Genomic DNA, 15,922 nt, shown 5'->3' with positions numbered 1-15,922 from the left:
CGGGCCGCGGTCGCCGGCGCCGCGCGCACCGGTCCGGCCCCCCGCGGCCGGCGAACAGGCGGACGCGGGACGCGCCGGACGCGCCCGCCCGGTGGCGGCCGTGCCGCCGGGACCGCACGGGACCGAAAGCAGAGGACTGAGAGCACCGGGATGGCAGACCAGACCCACGTCCTGTTCGTCGAGGACGACGACGTCATCCGCGAGGCCACCCAGCTCGCCCTGGAGCGGGTCGGCTTCGCGGTCACCTCGGTGCCCGACGGCCTGTCGGGCCTGGAGGCGTTCCGGGCCGACCGCCCGGACATCGCCCTGCTGGACGTCATGGTGCCCGGCCTGGACGGCGTCAGCCTGTGCCGCCGCATCCGCGACGAGTCCACCGTGCCGGTGATCATGCTGTCGGCCCGGGCGGACTCCATCGACGTGGTGCTCGGGCTGGAGGCGGGCGCCGACGACTACGTGACCAAGCCGTTCGACGGGGCCGTGCTGGTGGCCCGGATCCGCGCGGTGCTGCGCCGCTTCGGCCACGCGGGCGGCGGGGACCGGGCGGAGGCCGAAGGCGAGGACGGCGGCGTCCTTACCTTCGGCGACCTCCGGGTCGACACCGAGGGCATGGAGGTGCGCCGGGGCGGGCGGCCGGTGGCGCTCACCCCCACCGAGATGCGGCTGCTGCTGGAGTTCTCCTCCGCGCCGGGCACGGTGCTCTCCCGGGACAGGCTGCTGGAACGGGTGTGGGAGTACGGCTGGGGCGGTGACACCCGGGTGGTGGACGTCCACGTGCAGCGGCTGCGGGCGAAGATCGGCCAGGACCGGATCGAGACGGTCCGCGGCTTCGGCTACAAGCTGAAGGCCTGAGCGGCGGCATGCGTGGATCGGATCGGTGCCCCGTCACCTCGCGCCTGGCGCGCGCGGGCATCCTCGCGGGCATCCGCGCGGAGGGCCGCACGGGCATCCGCACGGGTCTGAAGTGGAAGCTCAGCGCCGCCATCGCGCTGGTGGGCGCGCTGGTCGCGGTCGCGCTGAGCCTGGTCGTGCACAACGCGGCCCGGGTGTCGATGCTGGACAACGCCCGGGACCTCGCCGACGAGCGCATCCTGATCGCCCAGCGCAACTACGACCTGTCCGGGCGGGTGAACTTCCCCGACGCCCGGATCGACGACCCCGGGCTGCCGGCGGAGCTGCGCCGGAAGGTCGCCCAGGGGCGGCGTGTGACGTACGTTGCCGACCGGCCGGACGGCGTGACGGACATATGGGCCGCCGTGCCGCTCAAGGACGGGCACGTGATGTCCCTGCACTCCGGGTTCACCGACCGCAGCTCCGACATCCTCAAGGACCTCGACCGGGCCCTGGTGATCGGCTCCATCGCGGTCGTCCTGGGCGGCAGCGCGCTCGGCGTGCTCATCGGCGGGCATCTGTCGTGCCGGCTGCGCAAGGCGGCCGCCGCGGCGAACCGGGTCGCCAAGGGCGAGACCGGGGTGCGGGTGCGGGACGCCCTGGGCGGGGTGGTGCGGGACGAGACAGACGACCTGGCCAGCGCCGTGGACGCGATGGCGGACGCGCTGCGGCAGCGGCTGGAGGCCGAGCGCCGGGTGACCGCCGACATCGCGCACGAGCTGCGCACCCCGGTGACCGGGCTGCTGACGGCGGCCGAGCTGCTGCCGCCGGGCCGTCCGACGGAGCTGGTGCTGGACCGGGCCAAGGCGATGCGCACCCTCGTCGAGGACGTCCTGGAGGTCGCCCGCCTCGACGGCGCCTCGGAGCGGGCGGAGCTGCAGGACATCATGCTGGGCGAGTTCGTCGGGCGCCGGGTGGCGGCCAAGGACCCGGACGTCGAGGTCCGGGTGGTGCACGAGTCGGAGGTCACCACCGACCCGCGCCGTCTGGAGCGGGTGCTGTTCAACCTGCTCGCCAACGCCGCCCGGCACGGCCGGCCGCCCGTCGAGGTCACCGTCGAGGGCCGGGTCGTCCGGGTCCGCGACCACGGCCCCGGCTTCCCCGAGGACCTGCTCGCCGAGGGGCCGAGCCGCTTCCGCACCGGCAGCAGGGACCGGGCCGGCCGCGGGCACGGGCTGGGCCTGACCATCGCGGCCGGGCAGGCCCGGGTGCTGGGCGCCCGGCTCACCTTCCGCAACGTACGGCCCGCCGGGGCCCCCGAGCACGTGCCGGCCGAGGGCGCGGTCGCCGTGCTGTGGCTGCCGGAACACGCGCCGACGAACACCGGCAGCTACCCGGTGCTGCCGCTGCCGGGGCAGTGAGGCCGGAAAGGCGCGGCGCGGGGACGGCGGCGCGACCCCGGGGCCGCCGCGGGGGCGGTCGGCGGGGTCGCGTCCGGTGCGATCGGCCGGGGGCGCCGGGGCGCCCGGGGATCGTGCGGGGGCCGTCGCCTCAGACGGTCGTGCCCTTGGAGCGCAGGAAGGCGACGGGGTCGACGGCCGAACCGTAGTTCGGGGTCGTACGGATCTCGAAGTGCAGGTGCGGGCCGCTGGAGTTGCCGGTGTTGCCGGAGCGGGCGATGTGCTGGCCGGTGGCGACGACCTGGCCGACCTTCACGTCGATCCGCGACAGGTGGGCGTACTGGGAGTACGTGCCGTTGCCGTGCTTGATGACGATGGCGTTGCCGTACGCGGGGCCGTCGCCGGCGCCGTTGGGGCCGGCCTTGACGACGGTGCCGCCGTGCGTGGCCATGACGTCGGTGCCGATCGGCACGGCGAAGTCCTGGCCGCTGTGCTTGTGCGCCCACATGCCGCCGGCCTGGTTGAAGCTCGCGGACAGCTGGTAGTTCTTCACCGGGTCGACCCAGGAGGCGGCCTTCTTCTGGACGGCGGCCTTCCGCGTGGCGGCCGACTTCTTCGCGTTCGCGGCGGCCTTCGCGACCTGTGCGGCCTTCGCGGACTCGGCGGCCTTCGCGGCCTTGGCCTGCGCGGCGGCCTGCGCCTCGACGGCGCTCGCCACGCTGGACGTCGCCGTGGTGTCGGCGGCGGCCGCGACCCCGGCCCCCAGCACGACCGAGGCGCCCAGGCCTGCGGCCAGCACGGCCGCGCGGGTGCGGATACCGGACGTACGGGAAGAACGGGACGTGAAACGCGGGGACATTCGAACCTCGTGGAGACGGGAGCAAGGGAAGGCCACCCGGCGTACGACGTCCGCCGAATGGGCCCAGACCTTGGTAACCCGTCGGGGCGTTCCGCCACAAAGGTGTGATCTACGACGGTATCTAGTACTTCATCTCAAAAGTCATCCAGATCCACCAGATCCCGCATTCAGGACAAAGTGGCTCATAGCCCTGGTTTTCGCGTGCTTTTTCGTGGGCTGTAGCCCGTTCTCGCAGTTCTCGCCCCTGCACTATTCCGCCTAGTAAGTGACGCACGTCCTGTGCGGCACATCACCGCGCGGCCCGATCCGGACGTACCGGAATGTGGCGGGGGCTACGCCCGCTCCGCGTACGGTTCCGGCGACTTACCGTCTGGTAACCCTGCGGCCCCCCTCTCGCCACCCTCGCCATCGAGCATGCACTCGACAAACAGCAGCGCGTTCGGACGTGAGAGGACCCTCATGAGAAGACATCACCGCTCCCGGCTGCGCCGGGCGTCCGTGACCGTGGCCTCCGCCGCCACCCTGGTCGCCCTCGCGGGCCCCGCCCACGCGGCACCCGCCGCCCCCACCACCACGGCGGCCACCGCTTCCGCGTCCGCCGCGGCGGCCGCCGTCGACTACGCCACCTGGCAGAAGGACTGCCGGGCCGTGATGGACCAGGCCCTCCCCTACCTGAAGGAGCGGATCGCGCGCGCCGTCCCGGGCGAGAGGCAGGCGATCGTCCTGGACGTCGACAACACCTCCCTGGAGACCGACTTCGGCTTCAGCTACCCGCAGCCGGCCAACCGCCCCGTCCTGGAGGCGGCCCGGTACGCCCAGGAGCACGGCGTCGACCTGTTCTTCGTCACCGCCCGCCCGGGCATCATCGCCGCGCCGACCGAGTACAACCTCGAACACGTCGGCTACGAGGTCTCCGGCCTGCACGTCCGCGGCTTCCTCGACCTCTTCCAGAACGTCGCCGCCTACAAGACCGCCCAGCGCGCCGCCATCGAGGCGCAGGGCTACACGATCATCGCCAACATCGGCAACAGCGCCACCGACCTCTCGGGCGGCCACGCCGAGAAGACGTTCAAACTGCCGGACTACGACGGGCAGTTGTCCTGAGGCTCGATAAACTCCCCGGGTCGATCGACCACGGGGGTGGGGCATGGAACCGACGGTGCTCGGCGGAAGGCTGGCGTCCGCGCTGATCGGCCCCTTGGTGAGAAAGCTGTTCGTGACGGACGGCCCCGGCGCCGGACTGGTCGACCGGCCGGTCCGGCTGACGGACCTGGTGTCCTTCCGGGGCGAGAAGCGCACCCTCGGCGAGAAGGAGGTGCGCAGGCTCGCGGGGCGGCTGGTCGGGGAGTCGCTCGGCTCCCCCGGCGAGCCGCCCTTCCCGCACGACGAGGGGACCGCCGTCGCCGAGGCCCTCACCGCGCGGCTGCTCGCCCTCGGCGACCTGGACATGGACGACGTGCAGGCCGTCCGGCTCGGCCACCGCGCCCTGGCCGACCGGCTGCGCCGCCAAGCGCCCGGGGCGGGGGACGGCCTGTCCGCCGACGCCCGCCACTTCCTCGACTCCGCGACGGAGTGGGCCTGCCTGCACGTCCTGGAGTTCTTCACCCGCCGCTCGTCCTTCGTGGCCCGGACGCTGGTGGAGCAGGCCCGGGGCCAGGCGGAGCTGATCGCGAAGGTCGACGAGCTGATCACCCGCGTCCCCCGCCCGGACGCCCGCGACACCGCCTTCGAGCGCCGGTACCTGCCCTACGTCGCCGAACGCCACGACCACCTCACCCTCTACGGCGTCGACCTGCGGGACGCCCCGGACCGGTGGCCGCTGGAGGTCGCCTACCTGACCCTGGAGGCCGTCGCCGATCCCGCCCCCGGCCCCGGTTCCGTCCCCGGCGAGGACCCGCGGGCCCGCGCCGCGCGCATGCCCGCCGACGAGGCGCTGGAGCGGGAGCCCAGGGTGCTGCTGCGCGGCGACGCGGGCTCCGGCAAGACGACCCTGGCCCAGTGGCTCGCGGTGAGCGCGGCGCGCGAGGGCACCCGCGTCCCCTTCCTCCTGCCCCTGCGCACCCTGGTCCGCACCGGCCCGCTGCCCGCCCCGGCCGCGTTCCTGAGCGCCGTCGGCTGCCCGCTGACGCCGCCCGACGGCTGGGCGGAACGCGTCCTGACCGCGGGCCGGGGGCTGGTCCTGGTCGACGGCCTGGACGAGATCCCGGAAGCCGACCGCCGGGCGACCCGGGACTGGCTGCGCGGCCTTCTCGGCGCCTTCCCCGGCAACCGCTGGCTGCTGACCACCCGCCCCACCGCCGTACGCGCCGACTGGCTGGCACGGGAGGGCTTCCTGGAACTCTCCCTCGCGCCGATGGGCCGGGCGCAGGTCGCCACCTTCGTCCACCGCTGGCACCGGGCGGCCGGCGCACCGGAGTTCGAACAACCCCTGCTGGACTCCCTGCGCACCAAACGGGACTTGGCCCGCCTCGCCACCAACCCGCTGATGTGCGGCCTGGTCTGCGCCCTGCACCGCGAGCGCCGCGGCTACCTGCCCACCGGGCGCAAGGAGCTGTACGAGGCGGCCCTGGCCATGCTCCTCGCCCGCCGGGACCGGGAACGGGGCATGGGCGCGGTGGACGGCCCGGAGCTGGGCGAGGAGGGCCGGCTCGAACTGCTGCAGCGCATCGCCTACGCCCTGGTCCTCAGCGGCCGGCAGGAGATGGCGCTGGAGACGGCCGAGGGCATCGTGGACCGGGCCCTGCCCGCCCTCGGACCGGTTCCCGGGCAGGGCGACGCCGCCGCGGTGCTGCGGGCCCTGCTGCTGCGCAGCGGCGTACTGCGCCGCCCGGCCGAGGGCGTCCTGGACTTCGTCCACCGCACCTTCCAGGACTACCTGGCGGCCCGGTACGCGGTGGAGGAGGGCCACCTCGGTGTCCTCGCCGGCCGTGCCGGGGACACCGGGTGGGAGGACGTCGTCCGCATGGCCGTGGCCCACGCCCGGCCCCGCGAACGCGTCCTCGTGCTCAGGGAGCTGCTGGGCAAGGGCGATCCCCGGCTCACGCTGCTGGCCCTGGCCTGCCTGGAGCACGCCGCGGCGCTGGACCCGGCGGTACGGGCGGAGGTGGAGCAGCGGGCCGCCGAGCTGATCCCGCCCCGTACGACCGAGGCCGCGCGGGAGCTGGCGGCGGCGGGGCCGCTGGTGCTGGAACTGCTGCCGGGGCCGGAGGGTCTGTCGGACGAGGAGGCACGGGGCGTCACGGTCACCGCCTCCCTCCTGGGCCGGGAGGAACCCGAAGGGGCACTCGCCGTCCTGCGCCGCTTCCGGAACCACCCCGACCTCGGCGTACGGCGGCAGCTCGTGGGCACCTGGCACCGCTTCGACGCCGAGGAGTACGCGGCCGAGGTCCTGGACCACCTGGACCGGACCGACCTCTTCCTCGAGTGCGCCTCGCCCGAGCAGTTCTCGGCGCTCGCCGGAATGCGCCCTTGGAGCAGACTGAGCGTCAAGGGGCGCTACTCCGCCGAGGACATCGCGGCCCGGGTGCCCGAGCCCTCGGCGGTGACCGAGCTGACCCTCGCCGACAACCCGCTGCTGACGGACCTGGCCGCCCTGCGCCGCTTCACCTCGCTGACGCGGCTGTCGTACTACCGGTGCCCGAACGCACGCGGCTTGGACCGGCTGGCGGAGCTCCCCCTGACCGAGCTCGTCCTCGGCCCCGGCACCGACCCGTCGGGACTCCGGTCCCTCACGTCCCTGACCGGGCTCTCCCTGTTCACGGAGCTGCCCGGCGCCGCTCTCACCGAGTCACTGCCCACCGACGCCCCGCTGGGGTTTCTCCGCCTGGACAGCACGGGCTCGACCGGGCTGCGCGGGCTGAGCCACTGGAAGACCCTGCACACGCTCGGCCTCGGCGCGCTGACCGCGGAGCTGACCGAGGACGACTGGCGGGAGGTCGCCGCCCTGCCCGCGCTCACCGGCCTCTGTCTGCACGCGGCGCTCCTCCGGGAGACGCCGGCCTCCATCGGCCGCATGCCCGAGCTGCCGGGCGTCGAGATGCTGGCGGTGGACCGCATGGAGGGCACCGAACATCTCGCGGCGCTCGCGTCCCGGCTGCCGGGCGTGCGCCGCGTGACCCTGCTCGAACGCCCCGGCCACTCCTTCCCCCTGTCCGAGTTCCGTTCGCTCTTCCCGGGCGCCGAAGTGATCGGCCATGCGGACCCGCGCGCACGGTGACACGGCGTGCGAAAGGGGGCTGCCCCGGGACCGGAGTCCCGGGGCAGCCCCCTTTCCCGACGTACCCCGGAGGGTTACGCGTCCTTGCTCAGGTTCGGCCCGCCACCGGCCGCCTGCTCGACCGGCGGGACGTCGGGCAGCGCCGACTTCTCCTCACCCCGGAAGGTGAAGGTCTTCGACTCGCCCTCGCCCTCGGTGTCCACGACCACGATGTGACCGGGGCGCAGCTCGCCGAAGAGGATCTTCTCCGAGAGCGTGTCCTCGATCTCGCGCTGGATGGTCCGGCGCAGCGGCCGGGCGCCCAGCACGGGGTCGTAACCCTTCTTGGACAGCAGCTCCTTGGCGGACTGGGAGAGCTCGATGCCCATGTCCCGGTCCTTCAGGCGCTCGTCCACCTTGCCGACCATCAGGTCGACGATCCGCAGGATGTCGTCCTGGGTCAGCTGCGGGAAGACGACCACGTCGTCGACGCGGTTGAGGAACTCGGGCCGGAAGTGCTGCTTCAGCTCGTCCGAGACCTTGTTCTTCATGCGCTCGTAGTTGGTCTTCGTGTCGCCCTGGGCGGCGAAGCCCAGGTTGAAGCCCTTGGAGATGTCCCGGGTGCCGAGGTTGGTCGTCATGATGATGACCGTGTTCTTGAAGTCCACGACCCGGCCCTGGGAGTCGGTCAGGCGACCGTCCTCCAGGATCTGCAGCAGCGAGTTGAAGATGTCCGGGTGGGCCTTCTCGACCTCGTCGAAGAGGACGACGGAGAACGGCTTGCGGCGGACCTTCTCGGTCAGCTGGCCGCCCTCTTCGTAGCCCACGTAACCGGGGGGCGAACCGAAGAGCCGCGACACCGTGTGCTTCTCGCTGAACTCCGACATGTCGAGGGAGATCAGCGCGTCCTCGTCGCCGAAGAGGAACTCGGCGAGCGCCTTGGACAGCTCGGTCTTACCGACACCGGACGGGCCGGCGAAGATGAACGAACCACCCGGGCGCTTGGGGTCCTTCAGACCGGCACGCGTACGGCGGATCGCCTTCGACAGCGCCTTGACGGCGTCGTTCTGGCCGATGACCCGCTTGTGCAGTTCCTCCTCCATGCGGAGCAGGCGGCTGGACTCCTCCTCGGTCAGCTTGAAGACCGGGATGCCGGTGGCCGTGGCGAGGACCTCGGCGATCAGGTCGCCGTCGACCTCGGCGACGACGTCCATGTCGCCGGCCTTCCACTCCTTCTCCCGCTTGGCCTTGGCGGCCAGGAGCTGCTTCTCCTTGTCGCGCAGGGAGGCGGCCTTCTCGAAGTCCTGCGAGTCGATCGCGGACTCCTTGTCCCGGCGGACGGCGGCGATCTTCTCGTCGAACTCGCGCAGGTCCGGCGGCGCGGTCATCCGGCGGATGCGCATCCGGGAACCGGCCTCGTCGATCAGGTCGATCGCCTTGTCCGGCAGGAAGCGGTCCGAGATGTACCGGTCGGCCAGGGTGGCGGCCTGGACCAGCGCCTCGTCGGTGATGGAGACGCGGTGGTGCGCCTCGTACCGGTCGCGCAGGCCCTTGAGGATCTCGATCGTGTGCGGCAGGGACGGCTCCGCGACCTGGATGGGCTGGAAGCGGCGCTCCAGGGCCGCGTCCTTCTCCAGGTGCTTGCGGTACTCGTCCAGCGTGGTCGCGCCGATGGTCTGCAGCTCGCCGCGGGCCAGCATCGGCTTCAGGATCGAGGCGGCGTCGATGGCGCCCTCGGCGGCACCCGCACCGACCAGCGTGTGCAGCTCGTCGATGAACAGGATGATGTCGCCGCGGGTGCGGATCTCCTTGAGCACCTTCTTCAGGCGCTCCTCGAAGTCACCGCGGTAGCGGGAGCCGGCGACCAGCGCGCCGAGGTCCAGGGTGTAGAGGTGCTTGTCCTTGAGGGTCTCGGGCACCTCGCCCTTGACGATGGCCTGGGCGAGGCCCTCGACGACGGCGGTCTTGCCGACGCCGGGCTCACCGATCAGGACCGGGTTGTTCTTGGTACGGCGGGACAGCACCTGCATGACCCGCTCGATCTCCTTCTCGCGCCCGATGACCGGGTCGAGCTTGGACTCACGGGCGGCCTGGGTGAGGTTGCGGCCGAACTGGTCGAGGACCAGGGACGTGGAGGGGGTTCCCTCGGCAGGACCGCCGGCGGTGGCGGTCTCCTTGCCCTGGTAACCGGAGAGCAGCTGGATCACCTGCTGCCGCACGCGGTTGAGGTCTGCGCCCAGCTTGACCAGGACCTGGGCGGCGACGCCCTCGCCCTCGCGGATCAGGCCGAGCAGGATGTGCTCCGTGCCGATGTAGTTGTGGCCCAGCTGAAGCGCCTCGCGGAGCGAGAGCTCCAGCACCTTCTTGGCACGGGGGGTGAAGGGGATGTGGCCGGACGGCGCCTGCTGTCCCTGGCCGATGATCTCCTCCACCTGCTGGCGGACCGCCTCGAGCGAGATCCCGAGGCTCTCAAGGGCCTTGGCGGCGACACCCTCACCCTCGTGGATCAGGCCCAGGAGGATGTGCTCGGTGCCGATGTAGTTGTGGTTGAGCATCCGGGCTTCTTCCTGAGCCAGGACGACAACCCGCCGCGCGCGGTCGGTGAACCTCTCGAACATCGTTAATCGCTCCTCAGAGCGGTCAGGCAGTAAGGGGAACTTCCCCTCCCTGTCCTTCCGCAGCTTAGTCCCGCAAGCGGGGACCGCTCATTCCAACTGCCGACACCGTCGATGGCCTCCTGACCCCGAACGCCGACATCTGCTCCAACCCGATGGTGCGAGACGATGTTCCCGCAGGCCAGGCAGTTACCCCACTCGCCAGTACGCCGATGGCGAACGAGAGACGGCCCGTTCTGCGTGTCGCCCCCTCCCACTAGGGATGTCTTACCCGCAGCCACTGACACTCCATGCCGCGCACCCCGATTCCCTCCGCTACGGGCGAACAACCTTGCGCCTCCCCGCACCCCCGAGCGCCCCTTCTTTCGCAACGCTCCGCATTCGGCCGACCACCAAGCGTAACCCCGATGTGGCTCCGGGGTTGCACTGGACATGGTTGACGCCCGGCTCCCCTCGGCCCCGTCCGCTCCCCTTCCGCTTCCGTCCCCGCGCCGGCCGCACGACGAGGGCGAGTCGCGGCGGGAGGGAGCGGGTCCGCCCCGTTCCGCCCCGGTGCCCGGCCGAGCAGGGGGCGGTCCCGCGGGACCGGAGGACCGCGTGCGCGGGTGGTACGAGAACCGGCTGGGCTGGCCCACCGCCCCCGGGATCCCGCTGCGGCTCCGTGTCGGTGTGCGCTTCGACCTGCTGGACGTTCCGGCCGAGGCCGGGTACGCGGCGCTGAGGCGGCTCGGGCCGTCCTCCCCCGTGGCCGTCCAGGGCGACCGGATGCGGCTGCTCGTGGCCGCGGGCAGCGCGCAGGAGCTGCCGGGGCTGCTGGACTGGCTGGAGTGGGGCTCGCTGGCCCTGGACCTGGTGGCGATCGGCGCGGGCGGCCTCATGGACGCGCCGCCGCCGCCCGCCGGAACCGGTCCCGGGCGGGGCCGGCCGCCGCGCTCCCCGGGACGCGTGGATCACACGGACCGCGCGGGTCGGGCGGAGGGCGCGGACCGAGCCGATCACCTGGACCACTCGGGCCGTCGCGTTCCGCGGGGGGCCGCCGTGTGGCTGCGGCCCCCTGTGCCGGGGCGCGAGGGCGAGGCCCCGCTGCCGGCCCTGTCGGCCCTGGGGGGCGGTGGGGGCGCCCCCGATCTCGTACGGCTGGTCGCCACGGTGGCGACCCAGTGCCACCGGGTCGGGCTGCGGCGCGCGGGCACCCGGCCGCCGACCGGCGCTCCGGGCCTCTCGCCGGGACGGCGGCGGTAGGCCGCGGGACCCGGACCGTCCGCCGGTCGGGCGGTCAGCCGTTGGCCTTCTCGTACGCCTCGCGGATGGACGCGGGAACACGACCGCGGTCGTTGACCTCGTAACCGTTCTCCTTGGCCCACGCGCGGATCGCCGCGGTGTCCGGGCTGCCGCCGGAAGAGGAGCGCGCCTTTCCGCGCCCACCCGAAGCACGGCCTCCGGTACGGCGACCACCCTTCACGTAAGGCTCGAGAAGGCTACGGAGCTTGTCCGCATTGGCGGTGGTGAGGTCGATCTCGTACGTCTTGCCGTCCAGCGCGAACGTCACGGTCTCGTCCGCCTCGCCACCGTCGAGGTCGTCGACAAGAAGGACCTGAACCTTCTGTGCCACCGGATTTCCTTTCATCGATAACTTGGGAGCGGGGGTCCGCCGGCGTACGCCGTAACGCCGCCCCCTGTTATATGCAGTACTGCAGTACGTCGGAAAGCAAACCGCTTTTGCCGGAAAAACACAAACCCCTGCAGAGGACGGCAGCCCAGACCCGAGCGGAAAGATGCGCGTTTCGGACATAGGGAACTTGCCTGTTGATCACAGATGCAGAAGCATCCGGCTGTTGCCCAAGGTGTTCGGTTTCACTCGTTCGAGACCGAGGAACTCCGCGACGCCCTCGTCATAGGAACGCATCAGCTCCGCGTAGACATCGGTGTCGACGGGCGTCTCCCCGATCTCCACGAAGCCGTGCTTGCCGAAGAAGTCCACTTCGAAGGTCAGACAGAAAACGCGACGAACGCCGAGCCAGCGCGCGGTCTCCAGCAACTTCTCCAGCAACCGGTGGCCGACGCCGGCGCCCTTCAGGCCCGGCTTCACCGCGAGAGTCCTGACTTCCGCGAGGTCTTCCCACATCACGTGCAGGGCGCCGCAGCCGACGACCTCGGCGTTGTCGTCGCGTTCCGCGACCCAGAACTCCTGGATGTCCTCGTATAGCGTGACCGTGGCTTTGTCGAGCAGGATGCCGTTGCGCACGTAGGCGTCGAGCAACCGGCGCACGGCCGGGACATCGCTGGTACGGGCCCGCCGGACGGTGATGGCTTTTGCGGTGAGTTCAGGGCTCTCTGCGGACATGGGCGGACGCTATCGCCCGGCGCCGCCCGGTGCCGAGTCGGGGTTGTGTGCCGTGTTCCGCTCCGCCTCGCGTTGCGGGTCGCCTTCGGGGGTATGGCCGGAGCGGGGGACCGCATCGGGAGTGGAATCCGGGGTTTCGGCGTCCCGTTCGGGTTCGGGTTCCCGTTCGGCTCGGGGAGCGGGCGTCTGCGGGGCCGGTTCCCGGGTTTCCGGCCCCTGGACGATGCGGATGGCGTCTTCCAGCGCCTGCCGCTGTTCGTCGCTCATCATGCCGAAGAAGGCGACGAGAGCGGCGGCGGGGTTGTCGCTCTGCGACCACGCGTCGTTCATCAGCGCGGCGGCGTAGGCGGCGCGGGTGGAGACCGCCTCATATCGATAGGCCCGGCCTTCCGCCTCGCGGCGCACCCAGCCCTTCTGGTGGAGATTGTCCAGGACGGTCATCACCGTGGTGTACGCGATGGACCGTTCCCGTTGGAGATCTTCCAGGACTTCCCGAACGGTCACCGGGCGGTTCCACTTCCACACCCTCGTCATGACCGCGTCTTCGAGTTCTCCCAAGGGGCGAGGCACAGCTCAGACAATAGTGGGAGATCCCGGGTATGGCGTGCCGAACATGCACCCACGCCTCGGGCGCAGGTAAAAGGGACATATACCCCCGGGGCGCGGGCGGAGGCGGGGGAGCCTCAGGCGTCGGAGCTCGCGGAGGTCTGGCGGGTGCCCTCCGCGCGCGCGAGGGCGGCGTCGACGGCCGCGTCCTCCTTGGCCTTGTTGGCGCCGCCCTGGGTCTTCACGATCACCCGGATGACAGCGATGAAGAGCGCGGCCATGACGACCGGCGGCAGGAGCGCGGAGACGTAGTCCATGGGTCCAGGGTAGCCACGGGGCGGGGGGTCGCCGGGGCGGGGTGGCCGCGGGACGGGCCGTCGCCGGGGCGGGCGGGGCGCGGGTCAGCCTGCGGCGAGCCGGTGCGCGGCGCCGGCGGGGGGCGGGGCCGGCTTGCGGCGGGGGAAGACCTCGCCCGGGGTCGGGACGGGGCGCCGGCGGGTGTCGGGGTCCGGCTCGGGAGCGGCGGGGGCGGGCCGGGGGGCCGGCTTCTGCGCGGGCTCGCCCTCGGGTTTGGCGGTGGGGTCCGGTCCGGCGTGGCGGAGGCCGCCGGGGAGGGCCAGGAGGCGGGTCCGGGAGGCGGGGACCGTGGGGGCGGGGGCGGAGGTCTCGGAGGCGTTGGGAGCGGCGGGGGCGGGAATGGCGAGGCGGGAGGGCGAGGTCGCGGGGCGGGGGCGCGGGTCCTGTCCCGCCGGGCTCTGGCAGCGGGCCAGGAGGGCGGCCGCCGCGGGGTTGCCGCGCAGGGCGCGCAGGGCGGCGAGGTCGTCCGGAGTGGGGTGGTGCCCGGCACCCAGCGCCTCGTCCAGGAGCGTGAGGTAGCCGGCGGCGGTGCCGGGGAGGGCGGCACGGTACCGGGCGAGGTCGGCCACCAGGAAGGCCCGCAGCCGGGCGCTCTCCCGCGTCGCCTCGTCGAGCGACTCCGCGAGGCGGATGCAGTTCTGGACGTCCTCGGCCGAGATGGGGCTGGGGCGGAGGGCGAGGACGAGGGCGCGGCGGAGCACGCGCAGCTCCTCCACGCCGAACGCCATGCCGCCGCGGGATCCGTATGGCGTGGGCATGCGGCGACGATACGCGCTAATCAGACAAACCCGGCACAGGGTGGCGGGCGTGGCGCGGGGTTGCCACCCGGGCGGGGGTGCGGGGTCCCGCGGCGCCCGTGCGGGCCCAGCGGAGGGGGTGCGGGGTCCCGCGGCGCCCGTGCGGGTCCGGCGGAGGGGGCGCGGGCCACCCCGGCGGCCACCGTGACGCCGGGGTGGGAAGGAGGGGCCGGGCAGCGCGCCCCGGGCTACAGGCGGGAGACGTTCCGCTCGTACACCAGGCGCAGGCCGATCAGGGTCAGCCACGGCTCGTGCTCGTCGATGACCGAGGACTCGCCCAGGACCATGGGCGCCAGGCCGCCGGTGGCGATGACGGTGACGTCGTCGGGATCGTCGGCCAGCTCGCGGGCCATGCGGTTGACGACGCCGTCGACCTGGCCGGCGAAGCCGTAGACGATGCCGGCCTGCATGGCCTCGACCGTGTTCTTGCCGATCACGCTGCGCGGGCGGGCCACCTCGATCTTGCGGAGCTGGGCGCCCTTGACGCCGAGGGCGTCGACCGAGATCTCGATGCCGGGGGCGATGACCCCGCCGACGTACTCCCCGCGCGCGCTGACCGCGTCGAACGTCGTCGCCGTGCCGAAGTCGACGACGATCGCGGGGCCGCCGTAGAGGTCGACGGCCGCGACGGAGTTGATGATGCGGTCGGCGCCGACCTCCTTGGGGTTGTCGGTGAGGATGGGCACGCCCGTCTTGACGCCCGGCTCGACGAGGACGGCGGGGACGTCGCCGTAGTAGCGGCGGGTGACCTCGCGCAGCTCGTGCAGGACGGAGGGGACGGTCGCGCAGACGGCGATGCCGTCGATGCCGTCGCCCAGGCCGTCCCCGAGGAGGGGGTGCATGCCCATCAGGCCCTGGAGGAGGACCGCGAGCTCGTCGGCCGTGCGGCGCGCGTCCGTGGAGATGCGCCAGTGTTCGACGATCTCCTCGCCGTCGAAGAGGCCGAGGACGGTGTGGGTGTTTCCTACGTCGATCGTCAGCAGCATGGCCGTCTCCCCCTCCTACTCCGCCGCTCGCAGGTCCAGGCCGATGTCCAGCACGGGCGAGGAGTGGGTGAGGGCCCCCACGGCCAGGTAGTCGACGCCCGTGTCCGCGTACGCCTTGGCGTTGTCGAGGGTCAGGCGGCCCGAGGCCTCCAGCTCGGCGCGGCCGCCGACGATCGCCACGGCCTCCGCGCACTCGCCGGGCGTGAAGTTGTCCAGCAGGATCAGGTCGGCGCCGGCGTCCACGACCTCGCGGAGCTGGTGCAGGGTGTCGACCTCGACCTCGACGGGGACGTCGGGGAAGCGTTCGCGCACCGCCCGGAAGGCCTGGGCGACGCCGCCCGCGGCGACCACGTGGTTGTCCTTGACCAGGGCGGCGTCGGAGAGGGACATGCGGTGGTTGACGCCACCGCCGCAGCGGACCGCGTACTTCTCCAGCGCGCGCAGGCCGGGGGTGGTCTTGCGGGTGTCGCGGACCTTCGTGCCGGTGCCCTCCAGGACGTCCGCCCACGCGCGCGTGGCGGTCGCGATGCCCGACAGGCGGCACAGGATGTTCAGCGCGCTGCGCTCGGCGGTGAGCAGGTCGCGGGTGCGGGTGGTGACGGAGAGCAGCTTCCGGCCCGGTTCGACGCGGTCGCCGTCCTCGACGTGGCGCTCGACCTCGAACTCGTCCGTGCAGACGACGGACAGGACGGCCTCGGCGACCCTGAGGCCCGCGACGACGCCGGCCTCGCGGGCGGTGAAGTCGGCGGTGGCCACGGCGTCCTCGGGGATGGTCGCGACCGTCGTCACGTCCACGCCGTGGGCGAGGTCCTCCTGGAGGGCGACGTTGGCGATGTCCTCGACCTCGACGGGGTCGAGTCCGGCGTCGGCCAGGAGCTCGGCGAGGGCGGGGTCGAGGCCGCACTCCAGGTACGTGTCGTCGTCCGCGCCGCAGGCGCAGCCGTCGCCGCAGCCTCCGGCGGCGGAGGCGAGGGGAAGGTCGGGGGTGTTCACTG

General features: G+C 72.7%; 14 protein-coding genes. 5 read left to right on the top strand and 9 right to left on the bottom strand.

The features are described 5' to 3' along the window. Positions 1–150: 150 nt before the first annotated feature. Both cseB and cseC read left to right on the top strand, forming a co-directional pair. Complete coding sequence (gene cseB, locus ACSU6Z_RS16290) at positions 151–849, top strand: two-component system response regulator CseB (RefSeq protein WP_437046413.1); 699 nt, start codon at positions 151–153, stop codon at positions 847–849. Positions 850–857: 8 nt separating this feature from the next. Further along, entirely contained in the window at positions 858–2,249 is a 1,392-nt protein-coding gene (gene cseC / locus ACSU6Z_RS16285) for a two-component system sensor histidine kinase CseC (RefSeq protein ID WP_437046410.1), read from the top strand. A 130-nt stretch (positions 2,250–2,379) separates the two neighbouring features. Here cseC and ACSU6Z_RS16280 read toward each other — a convergent pair whose 3' ends face one another. Then, positions 2,380–3,087, bottom strand: a complete 708-nt coding sequence (locus tag ACSU6Z_RS16280; RefSeq protein WP_437046408.1) for a M23 family metallopeptidase — start codon at positions 3,085–3,087, stop codon at positions 2,380–2,382. A gap of 459 nt (positions 3,088–3,546) precedes the next feature. Here ACSU6Z_RS16280 and ACSU6Z_RS16275 point away from each other — a divergent pair, with 459 nt between their 5' ends. Both ACSU6Z_RS16275 and ACSU6Z_RS16270 read left to right on the top strand, forming a co-directional pair. After that, positions 3,547–4,191 (top strand): HAD family acid phosphatase, encoded by a 645-nt coding sequence (locus ACSU6Z_RS16275; RefSeq protein WP_437046406.1) that lies wholly within the window; start codon positions 3,547–3,549, stop codon positions 4,189–4,191. Between the two features lie 43 nt (positions 4,192–4,234). After that, positions 4,235–7,303, top strand: coding sequence for an NACHT domain-containing protein (locus ACSU6Z_RS16270; protein WP_437046405.1), 3,069 nt, complete (start codon positions 4,235–4,237; stop codon positions 7,301–7,303). A gap of 74 nt (positions 7,304–7,377) precedes the next feature. Here ACSU6Z_RS16270 and ACSU6Z_RS16265 read toward each other — a convergent pair whose 3' ends face one another. Beyond that, positions 7,378–9,900 carry an ATP-dependent Clp protease ATP-binding subunit gene (locus tag ACSU6Z_RS16265; RefSeq protein ID WP_437046404.1) on the bottom strand — a complete coding sequence of 841 codons (2,523 nt, stop codon included), beginning with the start codon at positions 9,898–9,900 and terminating at the stop codon, positions 7,378–7,380. 429 nt (positions 9,901–10,329) lie between these two features. On the opposite strand from ACSU6Z_RS16265, the gene ACSU6Z_RS16260 reads away from it, so the two are divergent. After that, positions 10,330–11,139, top strand: a complete 810-nt coding sequence (locus tag ACSU6Z_RS16260; RefSeq protein WP_437046402.1) for an SCO3374 family protein — start codon at positions 10,330–10,332, stop codon at positions 11,137–11,139. 34 nt (positions 11,140–11,173) lie between these two features. On the opposite strand, the gene ACSU6Z_RS16255 is transcribed toward ACSU6Z_RS16260, so the two are convergent. The 7 genes from ACSU6Z_RS16255 to nadC form a co-directional block, all read right to left on the bottom strand. Next, complete coding sequence (locus ACSU6Z_RS16255) at positions 11,174–11,509, bottom strand: histone-like nucleoid-structuring protein Lsr2 (protein ID WP_437046400.1); 336 nt, start codon at positions 11,507–11,509, stop codon at positions 11,174–11,176. A 198-nt stretch (positions 11,510–11,707) separates the two neighbouring features. Continuing rightward, a complete protein-coding gene (locus ACSU6Z_RS16250) occupies positions 11,708–12,241 on the bottom strand; it encodes an amino-acid N-acetyltransferase (RefSeq protein WP_437046399.1) in 534 nt (177 codons plus the stop codon). Between the two features lie 9 nt (positions 12,242–12,250). Next, positions 12,251–12,775, bottom strand: coding sequence for a BlaI/MecI/CopY family transcriptional regulator (locus ACSU6Z_RS16245; protein ID WP_437050343.1), 525 nt, complete (start codon positions 12,773–12,775; stop codon positions 12,251–12,253). Between the two features lie 149 nt (positions 12,776–12,924). Then, the gene (locus ACSU6Z_RS16240) at positions 12,925–13,104 is read right to left on the bottom strand and encodes a hypothetical protein (protein WP_437046397.1); all 180 of its coding nucleotides are present in this window, start codon (positions 13,102–13,104) and stop codon (positions 12,925–12,927) included. Positions 13,105–13,188: 84 nt separating this feature from the next. Continuing rightward, complete coding sequence (locus tag ACSU6Z_RS16235; protein ID WP_437050341.1) at positions 13,189–13,872, bottom strand: hypothetical protein; 684 nt, start codon at positions 13,870–13,872, stop codon at positions 13,189–13,191. Positions 13,873–14,129: 257 nt separating this feature from the next. Beyond that, positions 14,130–14,927, bottom strand: coding sequence for a type III pantothenate kinase (locus tag ACSU6Z_RS16230; protein ID WP_437046396.1), 798 nt, complete (start codon positions 14,925–14,927; stop codon positions 14,130–14,132). A gap of 15 nt (positions 14,928–14,942) precedes the next feature. Then, positions 14,943–15,920 carry a carboxylating nicotinate-nucleotide diphosphorylase gene (nadC, locus tag ACSU6Z_RS16225; protein WP_437050340.1) on the bottom strand — a complete coding sequence of 326 codons (978 nt, stop codon included), beginning with the start codon at positions 15,918–15,920 and terminating at the stop codon, positions 14,943–14,945. Positions 15,921–15,922: the final 2 nt, after the last annotated feature.

It is taken from the genome of Streptomyces sp. enrichment culture (genome assembly GCF_964273145.1).
Lineage (GTDB): Bacteria > Actinomycetota > Actinomycetes > Streptomycetales > Streptomycetaceae > Streptomyces.
The sequence above is the reverse complement of the archived record's forward strand: the minus strand, read 5'-3'. Positions and strand labels throughout refer to the sequence as shown.